The sequence below is a fragment of the Blochmannia endosymbiont of Camponotus quercicola genome (assembly GCF_059935335.1).
This window is the reverse complement of sequence record NZ_CP011794.1, coordinates 221040-243279: the sequence shown is the minus strand read 5'-3', so window position 1 is coordinate 243279 and position 22240 is coordinate 221040. Positions and strand designations below refer to the sequence as shown.

Sequence of the window (22240 nt, the reverse complement as noted above, 5' to 3'; positions counted from 1 at the left end):
TATTTCATCTCTAATTGTTTATCTTAACAGATCTTTTAATAACTAAATTACCACCAATTGTTCCCGGAACAGCACCTTTAACTAACAATAAATTACGTTTTACATCGACATTAATAACATCTAAATTTTGTACTGTAACTTTATAATTTCCTAATTGTCCTGCCATCTTCTTACCTTTAAATACTTTACCAGGAGTTTGATTCTGACCAATAGACCCAGGAGCTCTATGTGATAGAGAATTACCATGACTTGCATCTTGCATGTGAAAGTTCCAGCGTTTTATTGTACCTGCGAAACCCTTTCCTTTCGAGGTACCTGTAATATCAACTTTTTTAACATTTGTAAAAATATGTATAGTGACTATATCTCCCACTAATACCTTTGTTTCGTCTTCATAACGAAACTCCCACAAACCACGGCCGGCGTCAGTTCCTGATTTTATCATATGCCCCGATTCTGGTTTATTGATACTCTTAAAATTTTTTACGCCAGTAGTCACTTGAATAGCACAATATCCATCGTTTTCAATACTTTTTACTTGTGTCACACGATTTGGTGTTATCTCAATCATAGTTACAGGAACAGACACACCATCTTTATCAAACAATCGAGTCATACCCAATTTTCGACCAATTAGCCCTTGCATAATTGTAGATATAACCTCTCTTGCTCTTTTGACATATAAAATGTTTTATTTATTTTCTATATACACATCACAATCTATGTGCTCAGCCTAGACTAATTTGCACATCTACTCCTGCTGCTAAATCTAATCGCATTAAGGCATCTACCGTTTTATCAGTAGGTTCAACAATGTCTATTAAACGTTTGTGAGTTCGTATTTCATACTGATCTCTCGCATCTTTATTAACATGAGGAGAAATTAAAACAGTAAATCGTTCTTTTTTAGTAGGCAACGGAATAGGGCCATGTACCTGAGCGCCGGTACGCTTAGCAGTTTCCACAATTTCTACAGTTGACTTATCTATCAACCGATGATCGAATGCTTTTAAACGAATTCGAATCCTTTGATTCTGCATATCTAAATATAGCGCTCCAAAATTAAAATTAAAAAACAGCCACACATACTATCTTTGTATTTTTAAAATTAAATAACACAAAATTAATATCTAAAACACTCCCGTATTACTCATGCTCATACATAAAAACTTATTTTTTCACCCTGAACGCAATATACCAATTAATTTTTATCTATTTCTATATACAAACACTTTACACTCAAGCATAGTGTATCAGTAAGCAAATAAAAAACAAGATCTATTTAAAATAAAATTTGCAGATACTCCTATGGGTTTAACATCAAAAACTATAAAATAACTTATAATATTTTGATAATATAAAAAAATCATTCTTTCAATTGTGATTGTATATAATTATTCATACCAATTTTTGTCATAAGATTTAACTCTGTTTTTAAAAAATCAATATGTTTTTCTTCGTCTTTAAGAATTTGTATCATTATATCCTTAGATGTATAGTCTTGTATCGAATCAGCGTATTTTATACCTTTTCGTAAATTTTCAATGCTATGATATTCTAGACTCAAATCAGTACGTAAGATATCTTCAATATTTTTTTTAATGTTTAATGAATCAAATTTTCTCAAAGTAGGCATACCTTCTAAAAATAAAATGCGGTTTGCATACAGATCTGCATGATCTAATTCATCCATACATTCTTGATATTCTATGTTATTCAGGCGTTCTAACCCCCAATTTTTAAAAATCTTAGCATGCAAAAAATATTGGTTTACAGCAATCAACTCATCGCTCAATAAATTATTAAGATGAGTAATAATATGATCATCTCCTTTCATAAAATCTCCTAGATTGTGTTTTGCGCATTTATATCTATTAATTTTAAAATTAACATTTATCATGACCTTGTTGTACTATCGTACTATCATACGCTTAATGTCATTTTTATAAAATTAAGCGTATGATGCTTGCTGATAAGCAGATTCGAACTGCTGACCTCACCCTTACCAAGGATGTGCTCTGCCTACTGAGCTATATCAGCATAATGCGGCCGTATTATATCAGCGGACAGTGGGAATCGAACCCACATCATCAACTTGGAAGGTTGAGGTAATAACCATTATACGATGCCCACTACATAATAAAAAAATCATGAAATTTCTAATGTTATAATATATATATCGTATTTGTTACGCGTTATTAAAATGATGGGGGAAGGATTTGAACCTTCGAAGTCTACGACGACAGATTTACAGTCTGCTCCCTTTAGCCACTCGGGAACCCCATCAAAAAAATTATAGATGCCGGCAAAAGGATTCGAACCTTTGATCTACTGATTACAAATCAGTTGCTCTTCCTATTGAGCTACACCGGCACCACATTAATGTAATTAAAAAGGATAACCTATTTTGTTTGATGAACACATATATTTGAAGCAATTTCTTCTAAAACTATTGTAGTTAAGATCATAAAATTATTCAAAACATTTGTATAAAAAATTAATCTTATTTTTTAATAAAACTAAAATTATTACTCGTTTCGTGACACTTATTACTATAATGCATAATTATAATTAAATCCTTTATTTTGATCAAGTATTTACATAAAAATTATAATCTTATAAAAGTATTTATCTAACGATAATAGACCAATATGCTACATGCTTCATCTATGCCATTTTTGACTTTCAGTCGTAAAGAATGGGCATCTCTCCGAGATAATGTGCCACTAACATTATCTCGGAGAGAAATTATAAATTTAAGGGGAATAAATGATAATCTTTCTATGAATGAAGTAATAGAAATTTACTTGCCGTTATCTAGATTGCTTAATTTATATATTTGTTCAAATATAAGACGACAAAATGTTTTAGAACAATTTTTAAATACTCAAGAACAACATATACCATATATTATTGGTATTGCTGGCAGTGTCGCTGTAGGAAAAAGTACTACGGCCAGAGTGTTGCAAGCGCTGCTTAGTAGATGGCCTGACCATCGTATTGTAGAGCTAGTAGCAACTGATGGTTTCTTATATTCTAACAAAATATTAAAGAAACGACATTTAATGAAAAAAAAAGGTTTCCCTCAATCCTATGACATCACCAGTCTAGTGAATTTTATCTCTAAAATTAAATCTGGAGTTAAATCAACGACCATTCCTGTATACTCTCATGTAATATATGATATTCTTCCTAATGTTCAACAAGTAATTTACAAGCCAGATATTCTAATTTTAGAAGGATTAAATGTCTTACAAACTAATCACGATTATCATTATGATTCGCCTTGTATTTTTGTATCTGATTTTGTTGATTTTTCTATTTATGTTGATGCTCCAGAATATTTACTACGAGAATGGTATATCAATAGATTTTTAAAATTATGTTACACTACTTTTTCTTATCCTAATTCCTACTTTTATCATTATGCTCAATTATCCAAAAAAAAGGTCATTGCTATAGCTTCACAATTATGGACCGAAATAAATGGACTTAATTTACAAGAAAATATCTTGCCTACTCGGGAACGTGCAAATTTAATTTTAAAAAAAGGCACGAATCACACAATAGATAATGTGCGGTTAAGAAAATAATAATAACTACAAAATAATAACTTTATTTTCTATAAATTCCCATTCATACCAAACTTTCCATTACTAAAAATAGTATACCCAAATCACGTTGCCCCAACACATTGATTATATAATAATCAATGTGTTGGGGTGATCTATTTTAGATGCTCATTAAAAATATTCTTATACTAAAAAATTTAATGAAATCATATGTTTAAGAAGATACACAAACAGAAACATTATCCCCTAAGTAATAAAAAACTGAATCTGCTTGCTCTACTATTAATGCTCCATGCATGTTTATTCCAAGAGCTGTCCCATATATTGGATGATCATCAATTAATAATGTGACTGGTTTATTATATAAACAGTCAAAAACCTTCCAATAATAGATGAATGGTGCAAATCCGAAACACATAAAATATTTTAATTTCTTACGTAATACATCAATAAGTGTTGCCACTAAAATGTTACGATCGAGTATGACCCCAATATCTTTTAAATTAATCCAATTTTTACCAATTTTAGCGCTTAATGTTGCATTCCTACGCATAGATAAATTAATCCCAATACCTATTATTATATGAGTTATATTATTAGTTCTTGTGATGATTTCAATTAAAATTCCTGCTAATTTTCGTCCATAAATATATAAATCATTAGGCCATTTAATTTTAATTTGAGATGCACCTAAATCCTTTAATATTCTCGCTACAATAATACTTATCATTAAACTAAATTCAATTATCGTTGGAGGAGTCTTACTTAATTTCCAATACATGGATAAGCAAATACCTTCTCCAACAGGCGTAACCCAAATTTTATCACGTCTTCCTCTTCCTAATGTCTGACATTCAGTAACGCAAGCATCGCCTGATTTTATATATGGAATATGATCTATTATATATTGATTAGTTGATTTAACTTCATTTAACACCACTACCCTGCCTTCGGGCAATTCTGTTAAAATCTTAGATTCATTTAAGCAAGGAGAGTATATTTCAAAATTACAATTCTTATCATACCTTAACAAGATTTTCAAATCTCCAAAAAAAAATAAATCGATATTTGTATTGCGATCCCATCCAAATATTTATAAATTACGACTAATTTACAAACTATTTTATATAAAAAGCACGAGAAATACATCTAATTTTAAGTTTGTTCAATAACGTATACATACTGACTATTTACTATATAACTATATAAATAATTTTCGTGGATTTATTTCTCCGTAATTACCAATTAATCTAACTTCAGGTTGTAAATAAATATTAAACTTATCCGCAACCTTATTATATATAAAAAGAGCTAATGCTGCAATTTCAGTACCAGTAGCTATTTTTCTGCTATTAACTAATACTAATGCCTGCTTAGGATACACTGCTGCCTCCCCAAACACACAACCTTTTAATTGACAATATTCTATTAACCATCCCGCTGATAATTTTATGCTGCCATCTTTTTGATAATAATAAGGCATATTTGGATAAATTTGAAATAAACAATGTGCTGTTTTAGTATCTATTATTGGATTTTTAAAAAAACTACCAGCATTTCCTATCAAAACAGGATCTGGTAATTTTTTACGCCTAATCATATAGATAAAATTAAAAATTTGACGAGGTGTGATATAACGTTTATTTAGATGAGTTAACTCATAATAATTTAATATAGGTTTCCATTTTTTATGCAATCTCAATCCTACAAAAACAATAGCATATTTCTCTAAGCAATTTCTAAAAATACTATCTCTATATTGAAAATCACATTCAGCACAAGTAAAGCGAATTTTTTTTCCATCATGCAAATCTATTGCATCTACATACTCGCATACATGAGACAATTCAATTCCATAAGCCCCAATATTTTGAATTGGAGCAGCCCCCACATATCCTGGAATCCACGCTAAATTTTCTAAACCCGGTATATTTTTATTGATAGTATAAACCACTAATTCATCCCATTTTTCTCCAGCTCCAACATGTAGTCGCCATGCTATTTTATTTTCGGTAATAAAAATACCTTTTATCCTATTTAATAATATTGTGCCAGTGTAATTTTCTAAAAATAAAATATTACTACCCCCTCCTAAAATGAGAACAGGGTTTCCTTTATTATAAGCTTCCCTCCAAAATTTTAACAATGTATGTTCATTATGTGCTGTTACTATATGTTTAGCAAATACGTTAATTGAAAAAGTATTTAAAGATTTTAATCGAATATGATGCTGCATATAATTTATTTATTTTTAACAAAAAAATAGATACACATTCTATGATCAATGCTAAATTCTATTTTTATATGTAAACCGAAAAAATCAAGTTATACGTAAAAATACGTTACGTGTTATTTTATTTTTAAATGTTATATAATATCTATTTCTGTTTTTATAATTGTAAAAAAAATTATTTAATACACAACTTTTGACGTACAGCATAAACGTAAACACACATTACACTATATAGTATTATGAAAAATAAGTATAATAAATTTGCACATATATAATACTTCGTGGATATCAACAAAAAAAATTAAACGCTAATAATTTCATTATTAACATTTAATAATAAAACAATTTAATTTTTCAGCAACTTCTATTATTAATTCACTGAGTAAAAACGATTGTATTATTTACAACATCTAAAGTAATTTTTTTACCTGGCAGTAACTCTCCAGATATTATCTTTTGAGATAATGAGTTTTCAACGTGTTGTTGTATAGCGCGCTTTAACGGACGCGCCCCATATACCGGATCAAATCCAACTTTTGATAAAAATACTAAGACTTTATTAGTAACGTTGGTATTCGGGTATCCTTTTTCTGCTAAACGATCACATAACTGCTGTAATTGAATGTTAGCTATCTTAATAAGATGCTCAGTACTAAGGGGATGAAATACCACTATTTCATCTATCCTATTAACAAATTCTGGACGAAAATGTTTATTAACTATATCTAATACCATAACTTTAACTTCTTGATAATCTACTGTTCCAAAGCGTTTTTGAATCAAATCTGACCCTAAATTAGACGTCATAATGATAACAGTATTATTGAAACTTACTGTACGTCCATGCCCGTCTGTCAACCTCCCGTCATCTAAAACTTGCAATAATACATTAAAAATTTCCGAATGTGCTTTTTCTATTTCATCTAATAAAATAACCGAATATGGTCGACGACGTATTGATTCAGTCAAATATCCTCCTGATTCATATCCAACATAACCAGGAGGAGCTCCTAATAATCTTGACACAGAATGTTTCTCCATAAATTCAGACATATCAATACGAACCATTGTATTATTAGCATCGAAAAGAAACACAGATAACGCCTTACACAACTCAGTTTTACCTACTCCAGTAGGCCCTAAAAACATAAAGGAGCCAATTGGGCGTTTAAGATCAGATAGTCCAGAGCGACTGCGACGAATAGCATTCGATATTGCTTTCACTGCTTCATCTTGCCCAACAACTAATTGATGTAAAGCATTTTCCATATGTAATAATTTATCTTTTTCACTAGCTAGCATGCGGGACACAGGAATACCAGTCCAACGAGACAATACTTCAGCAATTTCTATATCAGTAACACAGTTACGTAAAAGACGTATTTTTTTATTATTCGATTGTAACATTATGGATAGTTTTTTTTCTAATTCTGGAATTTTACCATATTGTAATTCAGACATACGAGCTAAATCACCAATACGGCGTGCTTGATCAATAGCAATTTTTGCCTGTTCTAAATCAGACTTAATGCTTTGAGCGTTAGATAGAGAAACTTTTTCGTTTTGCCATTCTTTTTCAACCTTGAAATAATCTTGTTCTTTTTGCATCAATTCAGTAGTTAATGCTTCTAACCGTTTCATACTAGCATCATCTGATTCTTTTTTTAATGCTTGTTGTTCTAATTTCAACTGTATGATACGCCGTTCTAATCTATCTAACGTTTCTGGCTTAGAATCTATTTGTATACGAATACTAGAAGCAGCCTCGTCAATCAAATCAATAGCTTTATCTGGTAGCTGACGATCAGAAATATACCTATATGACAAAGTTGCAGCAGCCACTATTGCTGGATCAGTGATATGAACGTTATGATGTAATTCATAACGTTCTTTTAATCCTCGAAGAATGGCTATGGTATCTTCAACGTTAGGCTCAGCAATAAATATTTTTTGAAAACGTCTTTCTAAAGCTGCATCCTTTTCAATGTATTTACTATATTCGTCCAGTGTCGTCGCTCCTACGCAATGCAATTCACCTCTAGCTAATCTTGGTTTAAGCATATTACTTGCATCCATTGCTCCATCGGTTTTACCAGCTCCAATCATAATATGCAATTCATCAATAAACAAAATAATATTACTATCTTCTTTAGATACATCATTTAATACACTTTTTAAGCGCTCTTCAAATTCCCCTCTATATTTTGATCCTGCTAATAATGCTCCTATATCTAAAGCTAATATGCGACTATTTTTCAGTCCTTCCGGGACTTCCCCATTAATGATGCGTTGCGCTAATCCTTCTACGATAGCGGTCTTTCCTACTCCAGGTTGCCCTATAAGAACAGGATTATTTTTAGTGCGTCTCTGTAATACTTGAATAGTACGACGAATTTCTTCATCTCGGCCAATAACAGGATCAAGATTACCTTGTTCTGCGAATTTAGTGATATCCACAGTAAATTTTTGTAATGCTTGACGTTGAGATTCTGATGTTGGATTATTAACTGAGCGGTTATTACGTATATAGTCTATTGATTTTTTTATGTTTTCTGGAGTGACTCCAGATTTTTTTAACAAATCGTTTAATGTTCCATGAGATTCTATAGCCGCTAAAATAAACATTTCTGATGCAATAAAAGTATCATTGTATTTTTGCGCTAATTTATCGCATAAATTTAACGTTCTAATTAAATCATGAGAACATTGAATATCTCCACCAGTGCCTTCTACTTTTGGTAAACAATCACATGCCTGTTCGATAGATATAGTTAAATGAGGTACATTAATTCCAGCATGCGTCAATATCTGATATACTGACCCACTTTCTTCTTTCAGAAAAGCGAGCATCACATGGATAGGTTCAATAAACTGATTATCTTTCCTAAGCGCTATGGATTGAGCATCAGAGATAGCCAATTGAAAATTATGAGTAAAATGATCTAATCGCATAATATTCATTTTCCTCTTATAGTAAGATAAAATATCAACTGCTGCGTACAGCCAACATATATCTACTGATATGGAGATTAAGCGCTTAAAATTCAAGCATCTAAAACTACTGGAACATAAAGTATATTTTTATATACCTCAATATTAATTACAATATAAATTATTGATACATTACATGTAATCACAATTAGTATATGACATTATATTCGTTCTTAACGAGGTGCAAATAAGCGGCTATATTTTGTAATGGTTATTTTAAAAATAATCAATCTTCATTGCAGTAACATGTTATTTGAAATATCTTTCATTTTTTCTCAATATACCGATTAATTTTGTTATATCCTGTGGTAAAGGTATATCCCATTTCATTTTTATATTGGTAATAGGGTGATATAATTGTAATGTACTCGCATGCAATGCTTGACGATTAAAAACACATAAATAATCATTCAGTTCATCGGATGCACCTTTAATAAAACAAGTGAGTTTTCCGTATTTCTGGTCTCCTAACAATGGATGATTAATATAAGCCATATGCACTCGAATTTGATGAGTCCTCCCAGTTTCAAGGCGTACACGAATTCTGGTATGCATTCTAAATGATTCTGTAATACAATAATGAGTTATAGCTGATTTTCCCATAGGATGTACTGTCATACAAGTACGATGAATAGCATGTCTTCGAATGGGTTCATTTATTGTCCCCTCCTTATGTAAAAAATTTCCAAAAACTACCGCTTCGTATTCCCTAATAATTTTTCTTTTTTTGAACAGTTGTAATAAGCGATGATATGCGATAACACTTTTAGCAACAACCATTAAACCAGTGGTGTCTTTGTCTAAACGTTGAACAATACCTGCTCGCAATACTTCCATAATAAATGGGTATCTGTATAACAAAGCATTTAATATAGTACCTGAGTAATTTCCAGCACCAGGGTGCACTACCATATTTTTCGCTTTGTTTATCACCGCAATATCATCATCCTCATATACAATCTCAAGAGGAATATCTTGAGGAACCATACTACTATTAATATGAACAATATCTTTTATTGTAATAAATTCACCACCCATCATTTTTTTTTTAGGAATAATGACTATCTGATTATTAACGTTCACTTTTTTAGAAAGTATCCAACATTTTATTTTAGAACGGGAATAATTTGGCAGTAATTCAGAAAGAACACAATCTAATCGTTTTCCAGATTGCGATGCCTGTACTATCATAGGTTTTATAACATAATACTTGGGTGTCATCATATTGATTCTGTCGGATATAATATTCATAAAATATTATATCCGACACGGAGTATTAATAAAGTTTTATGAGACGTATTACACACTATATAATGACTATATTAATTGTTAGTATCATTATAATTTCCTATGCCCCTGTCTCTGCTCACACTTTAAATTATTCTGCCTATAATCTCTATAAATCTGCCCAAAATAAATTATATAACTCTGATTATAAAGGAGCTATACAAGATTTAATAAATTTACAAAATTTACATTTATTTAATCCATGTCCGCAACAAATTTATTTAAATTTAATTTATGCCTATTACAAATCAAACGATTTAAAATCAGCAAATAATTATATAAAACTTTTTTTTACATCATACCCTAATCATAAACATTTTGATTATGTATTATATATGCATGGTGTAATAAACATGCACCTAGACGAAGACAATAAAACATTGATAAAATATTTACATATAAACTGGTTCGATCGCAACCCAATGTATGCACGCATAGCATTTTATAGTTTTGTACAACTTATACGTAAATACCCAAATAGCCAATATTCTGCAGATGCTCACAAACGTTTAATTTTTTTAAAAAATAGAATAGCTGAATATGAACTCTCTATTGTAAAATTTTATACAAAAAAAGATGCTTATATATCAGTAATCACTCGTGTAGAAAAAATGTTATATCACTTTCCAGATACTCAAGCAACTCATCAAGCACTATATCATATGCAAGAAGCTTATCAAAATATACATTTGCCAGATCAAGCAGACAAAATAGCAAAAATTATCGCTATCAATTCAATATATTGAATTTAATATACTTTTATAAAATATATTAACCGAATGTAGATATCATATTACAAAGCAATGTTTAAAAACATGTTGATACGAAATATCGTATACTATACATAAAGTATGATGTATATGCAATTATCCTTGTAAATAATAAATATTAATTTCAATGATGCATCAGCATTACAATGACAGCAATTGTCATGCAAACATTGTATTAAATATTACTAAAAATGAGTTTTATTATGATTTCTAAATCTATAGTGCATATAGCGTTTTTAGGTCCTAAAGGCTCGTATTCTCATATTGCTGCTATACAGTACGCTAGTCGTCATTTTGATCAAATAATAGAGTGTAGTTGTCAAGAATTTAATGACATTTTTACTTTAGTAGAATGCCATCGCGCAGAATATGGCGTAGTTCCCATCGAAAACTCTAATTCTGGATTAATTGATGAAGTATGCGATTTATTACTAAATACTCGATTGTTGTTAGTAGATGAAATTACTATCCCTATAAAACATTGTATTCTAGTTAAGAATCATACTGATATCGATCAAATTCAAATTATATATAGTCATCCTCAACCTGTTCAACAATGCAGTAAATTTATAAAACATTTTTCTACATGGAAAATTATATTCTGTGCAAGCAGCGCAGTTGCTATGGAAATAGTAGCTAAATTAAATCAATCTAATTTAGCAGCTTTAGGAAGCATACAAGGAGGCAAATTATATGGATTACATTCATTGTTAGCATGCAATCTATCTGATTCTTATGAAAACACAACTAGATTTATTGTATTAAAAAATACAAATATTGAAGTTATTGATAACTCCGTAGCCATAAAAACTACGTTTATTATCTCAATTGATCAACAACCAGAAAAATTACGTGAAATCCTAAAAATATTGCAATTTTACGATATTAAAACAACTTATTTAAAACCACGTTTATTATCGTATAGCAAATCAAACAACATAATTATTATTATTGAAATGATGGCGCATATAAACGATATATATATACAACAGGTTCTAATAGAATTACAAAAGATCTCTCACTCATTAAAAATATTAGGTTGTTATCGCATGACACCAACTACTAATGTAGTTAGTACACATAATAAAACACAATCTATATTGTTATCTCAATAACATATAATTAATATTTTTAAATTATGACAATAAATGTGTCATTTTCATAATTAAATACGACAAACAATGGATAATTGTATATGTGCTATTCAATAATAGCAAAAAATAAAAAGAACACATATTGGTGTTCAAAATAATACGCAACTTAAAAAATAAATGTTATAAAAACTATTGGATCTAAATAAACATAATTTTTGATAAAAAAAGTTAGATGAATTTGAATATTATTCAAGTCATTATTCGCGTTATACATTATTTTTATAATTGTTAATTTGACGCAATATCTTACGACTTTCTTTAAAAAAAAGATCGGTATATAGACCAAACCAATTTTGAATTTTTTTAAATTGATCAATAAGTTCTTGTTTTTTATCGCGTTCTAATAACATCAAAATCCTGCCTAATCTTCTATAATAACGTTTAATTAATACGAGATTATCTTTGGAAGTCATGATGATATCTACGTATAATTGAGGATCCTGCGCAAATAATCTCCCCATTGTTATTAATTTTAATCTAAATGTTGGTGAAGCAAGAAACAGCATTTTTTTTAAATTAATATTTTCCTTTGATAAATGATATCCAGTGATAAAAGTAATAAAATGACATAATCCTTGCATGAAATTCATATATCTATCATGTTCTGTTGTATTGCAGAAATATAACTTTGCACCCCATAATCGTATTTGTTCTAATAACCATCGATATGCTTCTGGATAACGTCCTTCACAACAAATCACTACTTGTTTCACCATACTCCCATGATCTGGATTAAACATAGGATATAAGCCTAATACTGGACCGCGATGTGCTGCTAATATAGCATTTAAAGATATTTTTTTTATAGATGATAAATCTACTATAATGCAGTTATGCGGTAAATATGATAATTGTGAAACCACATCAGTAACGGAATGAATAGGAACGCTGATTACTACCATGCCAGCATCTGTTAATATTGATTCTGCACACGTCCAGTCATTTTTATCTAAAATTCGTACTTTATATCCTGATAAAGTTAGCATTTTATAAAAAAATTGACCCATTTGTCCTTTTCCCCCAATTATAATAATTGCACCTAAATTCGGACACAACGTTTTAAATCCTTTTTCATTCTCGTTATTATAGGATTCACTTATAATACGACGTAATACATCTTCTACTAAATCTGGAGATATGCCCAATTCTACTGCTTCTCGTCTCCTAGAAGCTACTAATATTTCTTCTCTATCTGGTGCATAAATAAATAATCCATAACGACTTTTTATTTCTCCTACTTCGGAGACTAAAGCAAGTCGTTGGGATAATAATTTTAATAAATCCTGATCTATTTTATCAATTTTTCTTCGTAAATCATTTAGTGCCTCTATCATGCCATTCCAGCTCCTGATATACGATTAACAAGAAATGGTTTTAGTTCCTTATGCAAATCATATAATAAGTGTTGAGTTGTTTTCCAATCTATACACGCATCAGTGACTGATACCCCATATTGTGGGGTAGAAGACGATAAATTTATAGATTGATTACCAGGATAAATATAACTTTCAATCATCAAGCCAATAATAGAACGGTTTCCGTATTTAATTTGATGTAAAATAGATTGCACTACATCAACTTGACGACGATAATCTTTACTAGAATTACCATGACTACAATCTACCATTAATGCCAGTGGTAATCCTGCTTCTATTATTTTTTTTTCACAACGAATAATATCTTCCGGATAGTAATTAGGATTTTTCCCTCCTCGTAAAATTATATGAGCATTCAGATTACCTGTAGTATGTAATAAACATACTTGACCTAATTGGTTAATACCAATATAACAATGGGGTAGCATTGCAGCATGTATTGCGTTAATTGCATTAAAAAAATTACCGTTAGTGCTATTTTTAAATCCTATAGGGGTGCACAATCCGGAAGCTATTTCTCGATGCGTTTGAGATTCTGTAGTACGTGCTCCAATGGATGACCAACTGAAGAGTTCTCCAATATATTGTGGAATATATGGATTCAATACTTCAGTGGCAAGCGGTAATCCAATTTTTATTAATTCTACCAACATGTGTCGAGCGATTTTTAATCCTGATTCAATGTCGTTGGAACCATTCATATGTGGATCATTAATTAAGCCTTTCCAACCAATACTAGTGCGAGGTTTTTCTAGATATACGCGCATAACAATATATAGTTGATCCTGTAATTCTGTTGACAAGGTTTTCAATTTATTAGCATAATCAAAAGTAGCATTAACATCATGAATAGAACAAGGACCACATATCACCAACAGACGCGGGTCACGTCTGTGAATAATATTCATAATTATATTTTGAGAATCTGTAACAATCTGTTCCTCTGAATATGTTACGGGAAATTGAGTTTTTAATTGCTTAGGAGTAATAATTGGATACGTATTGTGTATATGGATACTATTACGCTCATTTTTCTGCATATTATTTAGCCTTAATATAATTAAGCATCATATAATAAATTTATGACACTAAAATGATCATAAAAAAAATGATAATATATAATCATATTATGATACACATATAAAACTAATGTAAACATAGTTTTATATTATTATTGTCAATAAATTATTATTAAATTGATTACTAAAGGATATCTAATTTTTTAATTTATATAAGGTTTAATCAACAACACACTATTATATGCACGTGAAAATATCATGACTCATATTAATATAAATTTTTGTTAAGTATCTTGATACTATATCAAAGCATATATTTCATTATTTTAATATGAATTGTATTGAATAACTTCTATGAAAAATACGAATATTAATATTTTATAGGTATAGTAAAACTATACTATGAAAATAAAAAATTTTTTAACAATTGTACAAAACTAGTATTACTATAAACAATAATTATAAAATTATGAACGAACTGTTAGTATACTAACCTACATAGATACGCTATAATAAAAAATATTTTATGGATTCACACGTACTTTAATACGCGCAGATTTTCCGCTAAGACCGCGTAAATAATATAACTTAGCACGACGAACCACACCAAACCGTTTAATTTTAATTTCTTCAATAACAGGAGAGTGTGTTTGAAACACACGTTCTACACCTTCTCCACTAGAAATTTTCCTTACAGTAAATGCAGAATGCAATCCACGATTTTTAATAGAAATAACTACACCTTCAAAAATTTGTAGACGTTTTTTATTACCTTCAATTACCCATGTCTTGACTTCTATTGTATCACCTGAATGTAAATGCGGTATATTTTTTTTCATTTGTTTTGTTTCAAAATTATTTATTAATTCATACATATATATTATTTCCTTAATTTTTTTTATTTAATGACAACAAATATTCATTTTTAAATTCAATAAGCAACTTCTTTTCTTCATCAGTTAATCGTATATCTTTAAGCAAATCCGGTCTTTTAATCCAAGTGCGGCCCAATGCTTGTTTTTGTCGCCAACGATTAATATTACTATGATTTCCTGATAATAATACTGATGGCACTTTTATTCCTTCAAAAATTTCTGGTCGCGTATAATGTGGACAATCTAATATTCCCTTAGAAAAAGAATCAAATTCTTTTGAATCTTGATTACCTAGTACACCAGGAAGAACTCTAGATATAGTATCTATTAATACCATTGCTGCTAATTCTCCTCCACTAAGTATATAATCTCCTATAGACCACTCTTCATCAATTTCTGTTTGAATTAACCTTTCGTCAATGCCTTGATATCTACCACACACCAAAATTAATTTCTGATAATTATATGCTAACTTACGTACATACTTTTGATTAAGCTGTTTTCCTTGAGGAGAAAGATAAATTACTTTAATATTATTTCCTAATTCATTTTTTGCTTGATTAATTGCATTTTTCAGAGGTTCAACCATCATTAACATACCAGCCCCCCCTCCATAAGGACGAGCATCTACACTATGGTGTTGATCGTCTGTAAACACGCGAGGATTCCACAGTTTTATGGAAATAATACCACTTCGAATCGATCGCCCTACTATTCCATAACGAACGACAGCCTGAAACATTTCCGGGAATAAAGTAATCACACCTAACCGCATATATTTTGTATAATTTTATTTTAATAAACTATTAAAAATTAGGATCCCAATCCACGATAACAGTATGCGTGACAAGATTAATATTTTTTATTACTCTCTTGATAATAAAAGGAATAAGACAATCCTTAGTTCCATGCAAATTATATTGATTCTTTTTAACTACTAAAACATCATTTGCTGCAGTTTCTATGATACTGATAATATTTCCTAACAAGATATCCTTGACAGTAATTACTACGCATCCTATTAAGTCTTTCCAATAATATTCACCATCATTCATACGTGGTAATCGCGTTTCATCTATAATCATCTCACAATGATTTAATAATTGAGCAGCGTCTCTATTTGAGATTCCTCGTATTTTAGCGATATAACGTTTCCCGATCAATTTCCATTGATCCAAGTAAATCGATTTCCATTTAGATTGTATGATAATAAAATATGGACTATAATTAAATATGTTGTCATTTTTTTCAGTAAATGATACTATTCGTACCCATCCTAATATACCATACGCACCTATTATCCTTCCTATTGTCACAGGATAAAGAGGTAGGTTTATGCTGTACTTATCGTCACACTGCATACTTATAATTCTTCATACAATTCTTTATTAACTTTAAAACACACACAGACGGACGCGCCCCTTTGTGTAACCAATATTTTACACGTTCTGAATGTATGCGTAACTCTTCTTTTTTGTTCCCAAGAGGAATTGGGCTAAAAAATCCAATGCGTTCAATGAAACGACCATCTCGCGCGTTTCTACTATCAGTAACAACTATGTGATAAAAAGGAGTTTTTTTACAACCTCCTCGTGCTAATCTAATTCTTACCATAAGTATACCCCTTAACCTTAACTGAAAACCAATAACATATAGACTCATAACAAATAATATCAATATATTATACTAATTTAGTTCAAAAAATATTTTTTAACCAATTGGAAATTTAGACGATATTTTATTTTTTAATGTACGTATCATGCGGAATATTTCGTTTTTATTTATTTTCTGTATCATAACACGCATATGGTTAAATGTATTTAATACCTTAGTCACATCTTGTACATGTACACCAGATCCATTAGCGATACGTTTCTTTCTAGATCCTTTAATTATATCTGGATTCATACGTTCTTCGAAGGTCATAGAGTTAATTATAGCTTCCATATGTATAAACGTATTATCATGAGTGTATGATCGCACGCTATCTAAATTCATCCCTAAATTAAGAGGTAACTTACTTATTATTTTATTAATTCCTCCCATACTGCGTATTTGTCGTATATAACCTAAGAAATCACATAAATTAAAGTCTACATTACTTTTATTAAAATGTTTTTTTTCTTTAACCCATTCTGCTTTGTTATCAATATCTTCAATTAACGAAAGTATGTCACCCATGCCGAGTATACGCCCAGCTATTCTGGGTGGATTGAAAAACTCTAATGCATCAATATTTTCACCTGTTCCTATAAATTTTATAGGTTTGCCAGTAAGATATTTAATAGATAAAGCTACACCTCCACGTGTATCGCTATCTAATTTAGTAAGAATAATCCCAGTCAACGGTAAAGTTTTATTAAACACATTTATGCTATTAATAGCTACTTGTCCGATCATAGAATCTACAACAAATAAAGTTTCTACAGGATCAATAACATTATGAATCTCAGCTAATTCTGCAAGTAAAACATCATCCGTATCTAAACACCCAGCAGTATCTATTAATAAAACATCATAACACAATAATTTAGATTTAATAACTGCTGCTTTTACTACATCAATTGGTTTATTCCCAATATCGTAATCTGAAAAAAAATCGATATCTTCAAAACTTATCAGTGATTTTAATTGCTGTGCGCCTGCTGGCCTATATACATCAATTGATGCCACCAGTATTTTTTTATTTTTTTTAATTTTTAAAAATCTAGCAAGTTTTCCAATAGTAGTAGTTTTACCAGAACCTTGTGTGCCTACTATTAGTATTATTGATGGCATTTGAGTATTTAAATTTAAATCACTAGATCCTTCTCCCATAATTTTTACTAAAGAGGCATGCATTATTTTAATAAATTCTTGACCGGGAGTTAAATGTTGGTTTATATCTTTTCCAAGTATGCCTTCTTTAACCTTGTCAACAAAACTGTGTACTACAGGTAACGCTACATCTCCTTCCAATAAAGAAAACTTAACTGTATTTAAGGTTTCTTTAATATTCTTTTCTGTTAAACGTCCAGAACCAATGATGCTACGTATTGATTGTGATATTTTATTGGATAAGTTTTTAAACATTTCTATCGCTCAAAATCAAAGTAAATATTGTAATAAATTTATTGTCAAATCATACAAAATAATCATAAAATACAGTCTTGAATGCTTTACGTTGCTTCATTGTAATGAAATAAAAACGTTGATACAATCAAAAATCAATTTTTTTTACTATTCAATGATTTAAAATAACACACAATACACCCGAGAGGATTCGAACCTCCGATCGCTCGGTTCGTAGCCGAGTGCTCTATCCAATTGAGCTACGGGTGCATCGTTGTTACTAACAGTGAGGGAGGGATTCGAACCCTCGACACAGTATAAAACTATATACTCCCTTAGCAGGGGAGTGCCTTTAACCACTCGGCCACCTCACTGAATATTTTATCTATTTTAATTTGATTTATTTTATTTTCTTTCTCAGACCAGAAAAATTTCTGTTACATTACGTTGTTTTTACGTAATTTACAACTAAATTTTATGTTATAAAACTACTATTGTCAGAAATTTATTTTAAATAATAACAAATTTAGCACAAATTCTGTTCTGATTTTTCAGCTTTAATACGTTGATAAATTTCTTCTCGGTGTATAGATATCTCCTTGGGAGCATTTACACCAATACGGACCTGGTTCCCTTTAATACCTAATACAGTTACTGTCACCTCATCTCCAATGACGAGAGTTTCACCAACTCGTCGAGTCAGAATAAGCATTCTTTACTCCTTGAAAAATTCAAATAACCGAACCTCTTAAAATTTTACTGTTTTTAATTTTTAATAACATGAAATAGATATCTTCATATCTGATACTTTGATTCTTATATTGATTCTTAGCGCACTACTTTCAAAATATACTAACAATTTTTACTTTAAAGCAACTTCTAGTATACTTATAATTATCTACAATATATTATGTAATAAGGAATCTACTTCAATAGACACTTTAGATGTAGTTGTCATTTTGTTAATGCCTGCTTGCGCAAAATCAGGTTTACCCCCACCTTTTCCGCCAAAAGTATTCATTATACAATTCATTAAATCTAGAGCATTTATACGATTATGCTCTATTAAATCTTTAGTAACAGCTGCTACTAAATTAATTTTGTTATTTTTATTAACATTAATAAGAACAATTACTCCTGATTTTAATTGATTTTTAAGACAATCTACTATATTAAGTAACGTCTTTGGTGTCATATTGATAACTTGTTTTATTAAAACTCGTACATCTTTAATATAATAGATATCCTTGATGAAGGACAAACTTTGTTGTAAGACTTCTTTATTTCTTAAACGCTCTATTTCTTTTTCAAGTTTTCGACAACGAGATTTAAATTCATATATTTTATTTAATATATTTTCATTATCACTTTGAGTCGATTGCAAAATATTTTGAAGTAGCATTTTATGTTGATGTATTACAGATAATGCTGTATTACTAGTCACCGCTTCAACACGTCTAACTCCAGAAGCAATACTAAATTCTTTAGTAATTACAAATAAACCAATTTCCCCGGTACGTGTAGCATGCGTTCCTCCACATAATTCGATAGAAAAATTTCCTATTCTTAGAACACGAACCGTATGATCATATTGTTTATTTATCAACCTTATAGCTCCGCTATTTTTAGCTGCTTCTATTGACATAACATCAACTGTAATAGGAAAATTCTCCCAAATTTGTTGATTTACAATATTTTCTATCGTATTCATTTGTATCGCCGTTGTCGTTTCATGATGATAAAAATCAAAACGTAAATATCGATCGTTTACCAAAGATCCCTTTTGTATTACGTGGGAACCTAGAACTTGAAATAATGCAGCGTGTAACAAATGCGTAGCGGAATGATTGAAAGAAATACATTTCCTTTTATGCCGATCTACTTGAGCAACTATCTCCTCTCCCACACTAATAGTTCCAGCTTTCACTGTTCCTAAATGACCTATTGTTCGTCCATATTTTTTAGTATTAATAACTTTAAAAAAACCAGATATAGTATTTAATTGACCGCAATCTCCTATTTGACCTCCAGATTCTCCATAAAAAGGAGTATTATTTAGAATCACTGTTCCTTCTTCTTCTTCATAAATTTTGTTTATTGATTTATTTTTTTGGAATAATGCTATTACTCGAGCTTTACAAGTAAATTCATTATATCCAACAAATATATTTGATAGATTACAAAGTGATACATTTGTGTTAGTTATATCAAATCTATTTGATTCTTTTGTATCTTTTTTTTGTATCAACATGGCTTGATCAAAACCCACTTGATCCACGTGTATGTCACGTTTTAAACAAACATCTTGAGTCAATTCTAAAGGAAACCCATAAGTATCATATAAATAAAATGCTATTTCCCCGTTTAAAACATTGCCTTTTAATCCTACCAATTGTTTTTCTAATATTTCTAGGCCTCTTTTTAAAGTATCTTGGAATAATTTTTCTTCACTAAATAAAATTTTTTCTATAAAGTCTTTTTTTTCATATAATGTATCAGCCATATGTTGCATACATTTGATAAGAGGAGGCACTAATTTATAAAAAAAAATGTCATTTATACCCAATCTTTTCCCATGAAGAATAGCCCTACGAATAATACGACGTAATACATAGCCGCGTCCTTCATTGGAAGGCAGGACTCCGTCTTGAATTAAAAACGAACATGTACGAATATGATCAGCTATTACATATACAGATCTATTCGTATTAATATTATTGATATGAATAATTTGAGATATAGAAAATATCAATTTTTTAAATACATCAATAAAATAATTACTATGTACTCCCTGTAATATTGCAGTAACACGCTCTAAACCCATTCCAGTATCTACTGACAACATAGGAAGTGATGAAAGATGACCATTTTTTTGACGATTAAATTGTATAAATACCAAATTCCAAATTTCGACATATCTTTCTCCAAGTGCTTCTAAACTTCCAGGGGGTCCTCCTTTAAACCGGTCTCCACGATCATAGAATATTTCTGAACAAGGTCCACAAGGCCCAACGTTGCCCATTTGCCAAAAATTATCAGAATCACAAAAATCGTTTGTATTACTACCAATTTTTACAATATGTTCATTGGGGATATCTGTTTGTTTTGTCCAAATATCGTAGGATTCACAATCATAAATATGCACTGTTACCCATAGTTTATCTTTAGATAGATTGAACCAATTAGCGTCAGTCAATAACTCCCAAGCAAATTGGATAGTTTCGTGTTTAAAATAATCTCCAAAACTAAAATTACCTAACATCTCAAAAAATGTTAAATGTCGTTCAGTATATCCAACATTATCTAAATCATTATGCTTGCCTCCAGCACGTACACAACGTTGCACAGTTACGACGCGCCTAAATAACGGCTTATCTATACCTAAAAATATATTTTTAAACTGATTCATACCAGAATTAGTAAATAATAATGTTTGATCATTATCAGGGACTAAAGTGCTACTTGAAACAATTTTATGTTCTTTTTTTTTAAAAAAATTAAGAAACTCTTGACGAATATCGTCAATGTCTTTGTACATACAGGATTCCATCATGAAATAAAAATCCCACACACATGTATATAATTCATACAATTATATACTATAAACAACTTTAAAAAAGATAGAAATAAAAAATCACAAAATATTATTTAAATTTATGTGTATAAAATTCACGTTATTCATATATAAACTATTAATTATTACTAGAAATACAATAATTAATTATGTTAAAAACAAATTTTAAAATATAAAGTATAAAATACATTAATTAATCTTATATTACTATTAGCAATAAGGATAGTATATTTAAGTAATTTATAAAAATTATTTTTACATGGTTATGCATAATCATAGATATAACATTTATCATTAATAATGCATATTATTGTATTTTTATACATAAATATACAGCA

The 22240-nt window shown here is 29.9% G+C and carries 19 protein-coding genes and 6 tRNA genes; 3 read left to right on the top strand and 22 right to left on the bottom strand.

The genetic code is table 11. From position 1 onward, the window contains the following. Positions 1-10 precede the first annotated feature (10 nt). From rplC to CBquer539_RS00955, 7 genes are all read right to left on the bottom strand, one after another. Positions 11-646 (bottom strand): 50S ribosomal protein L3, encoded by a 636-nt coding sequence (gene rplC / locus CBquer539_RS00985; protein ID WP_500836598.1) that lies wholly within the window; start codon positions 644-646, stop codon positions 11-13. 82 nt (positions 647-728) lie between these two features. Continuing rightward, positions 729-1040: a 30S ribosomal protein S10 gene (rpsJ, locus tag CBquer539_RS00980; RefSeq protein WP_500836735.1), complete on the bottom strand. Its 312-nt coding sequence runs from the start codon at positions 1038-1040 to the stop codon at positions 729-731. A 326-nt stretch (positions 1041-1366) separates the two neighbouring features. Then, complete coding sequence (bfr, locus tag CBquer539_RS00975) at positions 1367-1837, bottom strand: bacterioferritin (protein WP_500836597.1); 471 nt, start codon at positions 1835-1837, stop codon at positions 1367-1369. 130 nt (positions 1838-1967) lie between these two features. Further along, a tRNA-Thr gene (locus tag CBquer539_RS00970) sits at positions 1968-2040 on the bottom strand. A 21-nt stretch (positions 2041-2061) separates the two neighbouring features. Further along, positions 2062-2133: transfer RNA gene (locus CBquer539_RS00965), tRNA-Gly, on the bottom strand. 71 nt (positions 2134-2204) lie between these two features. Beyond that, positions 2205-2286, bottom strand: a tRNA-Tyr gene (locus CBquer539_RS00960). Positions 2287-2300: 14 nt separating this feature from the next. Beyond that, a tRNA-Thr gene (locus CBquer539_RS00955) sits at positions 2301-2373 on the bottom strand. Positions 2374-2651: 278 nt separating this feature from the next. Here CBquer539_RS00955 and coaA point away from each other — a divergent pair. After that, positions 2652-3593 carry a type I pantothenate kinase gene (gene coaA / locus CBquer539_RS00950; protein ID WP_500836596.1) on the top strand — a complete coding sequence of 314 codons (942 nt, stop codon included), beginning with the start codon at positions 2652-2654 and terminating at the stop codon, positions 3591-3593. A gap of 193 nt (positions 3594-3786) precedes the next feature. Here coaA and CBquer539_RS00945 read toward each other — a convergent pair whose 3' ends face one another. The 4 genes from CBquer539_RS00945 to rluD form a co-directional block, all read right to left on the bottom strand. Then, complete coding sequence (locus tag CBquer539_RS00945; protein ID WP_500836595.1) at positions 3787-4605, bottom strand: biotin--[acetyl-CoA-carboxylase] ligase; 819 nt, start codon at positions 4603-4605, stop codon at positions 3787-3789. A gap of 168 nt (positions 4606-4773) precedes the next feature. Continuing rightward, the gene (gene murB, locus CBquer539_RS00940) at positions 4774-5808 is read right to left on the bottom strand and encodes a UDP-N-acetylmuramate dehydrogenase (protein ID WP_500836594.1); all 1035 of its coding nucleotides are present in this window, start codon (positions 5806-5808) and stop codon (positions 4774-4776) included. A gap of 372 nt (positions 5809-6180) precedes the next feature. Beyond that, entirely contained in the window at positions 6181-8757 is a 2577-nt protein-coding gene (gene clpB / locus CBquer539_RS00935; RefSeq protein WP_500836593.1) for an ATP-dependent chaperone ClpB, read from the bottom strand. A 288-nt stretch (positions 8758-9045) separates the two neighbouring features. Beyond that, complete coding sequence (gene rluD / locus CBquer539_RS00930) at positions 9046-10020, bottom strand: 23S rRNA pseudouridine(1911/1915/1917) synthase RluD (protein ID WP_500836734.1); 975 nt, start codon at positions 10018-10020, stop codon at positions 9046-9048. 89 nt (positions 10021-10109) lie between these two features. Between rluD and bamD the strand changes: the two genes are divergently transcribed. Then, complete coding sequence (gene bamD, locus CBquer539_RS00925; protein WP_500836592.1) at positions 10110-10829, top strand: outer membrane protein assembly factor BamD; 720 nt, start codon at positions 10110-10112, stop codon at positions 10827-10829. Positions 10830-11056: 227 nt separating this feature from the next. After that, on the top strand, positions 11057-11968 hold the full coding sequence (locus tag CBquer539_RS00920; RefSeq protein ID WP_500836591.1) for a prephenate dehydratase domain-containing protein: 912 nt from the start codon (positions 11057-11059) through the stop codon (positions 11966-11968). A gap of 245 nt (positions 11969-12213) precedes the next feature. Here CBquer539_RS00920 and tyrA read toward each other — a convergent pair whose 3' ends face one another. The 11 genes from tyrA to alaS all read right to left on the bottom strand — a co-directional run bounded on the left by tyrA (position 12214) and on the right by alaS (position 21866). Next, positions 12214-13341: a bifunctional chorismate mutase/prephenate dehydrogenase gene (tyrA, locus tag CBquer539_RS00915; RefSeq protein ID WP_500836590.1), complete on the bottom strand. Its 1128-nt coding sequence runs from the start codon at positions 13339-13341 to the stop codon at positions 12214-12216. Further along, on the bottom strand, positions 13338-14423 hold the full coding sequence (locus tag CBquer539_RS00910) for a 3-deoxy-7-phosphoheptulonate synthase (protein ID WP_500836589.1): 1086 nt from the start codon (positions 14421-14423) through the stop codon (positions 13338-13340). Before CBquer539_RS00910 ends, tyrA begins: the two co-directional genes overlap by 4 nt. 503 nt (positions 14424-14926) lie before the next feature. Beyond that, the gene (gene rplS / locus CBquer539_RS00905; RefSeq protein ID WP_500836588.1) at positions 14927-15277 is read right to left on the bottom strand and encodes a 50S ribosomal protein L19; all 351 of its coding nucleotides are present in this window, start codon (positions 15275-15277) and stop codon (positions 14927-14929) included. Between the two features lie 13 nt (positions 15278-15290). Beyond that, positions 15291-16052, bottom strand: coding sequence for a tRNA (guanosine(37)-N1)-methyltransferase TrmD (gene trmD / locus CBquer539_RS00900; protein ID WP_500836587.1), 762 nt, complete (start codon positions 16050-16052; stop codon positions 15291-15293). 31 nt (positions 16053-16083) lie between these two features. Next, a complete protein-coding gene (gene rimM, locus CBquer539_RS00895) occupies positions 16084-16638 on the bottom strand; it encodes a ribosome maturation factor RimM (RefSeq protein WP_500836586.1) in 555 nt (184 codons plus the stop codon). After that, positions 16628-16891, bottom strand: a complete 264-nt coding sequence (gene rpsP, locus CBquer539_RS00890) for a 30S ribosomal protein S16 (RefSeq protein ID WP_500836585.1) — start codon at positions 16889-16891, stop codon at positions 16628-16630. Before rpsP ends, rimM begins: the two co-directional genes overlap by 11 nt. 96 nt (positions 16892-16987) lie before the next feature. Continuing rightward, complete coding sequence (gene ffh, locus CBquer539_RS00885) at positions 16988-18349, bottom strand: signal recognition particle protein (protein WP_500836584.1); 1362 nt, start codon at positions 18347-18349, stop codon at positions 16988-16990. A gap of 175 nt (positions 18350-18524) precedes the next feature. Next, a tRNA-Arg gene (locus tag CBquer539_RS00880) sits at positions 18525-18598 on the bottom strand. A 14-nt stretch (positions 18599-18612) separates the two neighbouring features. Next, positions 18613-18702: transfer RNA gene (locus tag CBquer539_RS00875), tRNA-Ser, on the bottom strand. Between the two features lie 152 nt (positions 18703-18854). Further along, positions 18855-19040: a carbon storage regulator CsrA gene (gene csrA, locus CBquer539_RS00870; RefSeq protein ID WP_250256021.1), complete on the bottom strand. Its 186-nt coding sequence runs from the start codon at positions 19038-19040 to the stop codon at positions 18855-18857. A 186-nt stretch (positions 19041-19226) separates the two neighbouring features. Further along, positions 19227-21866 carry an alanine--tRNA ligase gene (gene alaS, locus CBquer539_RS00865; RefSeq protein WP_500836583.1) on the bottom strand — a complete coding sequence of 880 codons (2640 nt, stop codon included), beginning with the start codon at positions 21864-21866 and terminating at the stop codon, positions 19227-19229. Between the last annotated feature and the right edge of the window lie 374 nt (positions 21867-22240).

Bases quoted from the DNA above. Each gene is read 5' to 3' on its own strand.
- rplC (WP_500836598.1), bottom strand. From the start codon at position 646: ATGCAAGGGCTAATTGGTCGAAAATTGGGTATGACTCGATTGTTTGAT.
- rpsJ (WP_500836735.1), bottom strand. From the start codon at position 1,040: ATGCAGAATCAAAGGATTCGAATTCGTTTAAAAGCATTCGATCATCGG.
- bfr (WP_500836597.1), bottom strand. From the start codon at position 1,837: ATGAAAGGAGATGATCATATTATTACTCATCTTAATAATTTATTGAGC.
- coaA (WP_500836596.1), top strand. From the start codon at position 2,652: ATGCTACATGCTTCATCTATGCCATTTTTGACTTTCAGTCGTAAAGAA.
- murB (WP_500836594.1), bottom strand. From the start codon at position 5,808: ATGCAGCATCATATTCGATTAAAATCTTTAAATACTTTTTCAATTAAC.
- clpB (WP_500836593.1), bottom strand. From the start codon at position 8,757: ATGCGATTAGATCATTTTACTCATAATTTTCAATTGGCTATCTCTGAT.
- rluD (WP_500836734.1), bottom strand. From the start codon at position 10,020: ATGATGACACCCAAGTATTATGTTATAAAACCTATGATAGTACAGGCA.
- bamD (WP_500836592.1), top strand. From the start codon at position 10,110: ATGACTATATTAATTGTTAGTATCATTATAATTTCCTATGCCCCTGTC.
- CBquer539_RS00920 (WP_500836591.1), top strand. From the start codon at position 11,057: ATGATTTCTAAATCTATAGTGCATATAGCGTTTTTAGGTCCTAAAGGC.
- tyrA (WP_500836590.1), bottom strand. From the start codon at position 13,341: ATGATAGAGGCACTAAATGATTTACGAAGAAAAATTGATAAAATAGAT.
- CBquer539_RS00910 (WP_500836589.1), bottom strand. From the start codon at position 14,423: ATGCAGAAAAATGAGCGTAATAGTATCCATATACACAATACGTATCCA.
- rplS (WP_500836588.1), bottom strand. From the start codon at position 15,277: ATGTATGAATTAATAAATAATTTTGAAACAAAACAAATGAAAAAAAAT.
- trmD (WP_500836587.1), bottom strand. From the start codon at position 16,052: ATGCGGTTAGGTGTGATTACTTTATTCCCGGAAATGTTTCAGGCTGTC.
- rimM (WP_500836586.1), bottom strand. From the start codon at position 16,638: ATGCAGTGTGACGATAAGTACAGCATAAACCTACCTCTTTATCCTGTG.
- rpsP (WP_500836585.1), bottom strand. From the start codon at position 16,891: ATGGTAAGAATTAGATTAGCACGAGGAGGTTGTAAAAAAACTCCTTTT.
- ffh (WP_500836584.1), bottom strand. From the start codon at position 18,349: ATGTTTAAAAACTTATCCAATAAAATATCACAATCAATACGTAGCATC.
- csrA (WP_250256021.1), bottom strand. From the start codon at position 19,040: ATGCTTATTCTGACTCGACGAGTTGGTGAAACTCTCGTCATTGGAGAT.
- alaS (WP_500836583.1), bottom strand. From the start codon at position 21,866: ATGTACAAAGACATTGACGATATTCGTCAAGAGTTTCTTAATTTTTTT.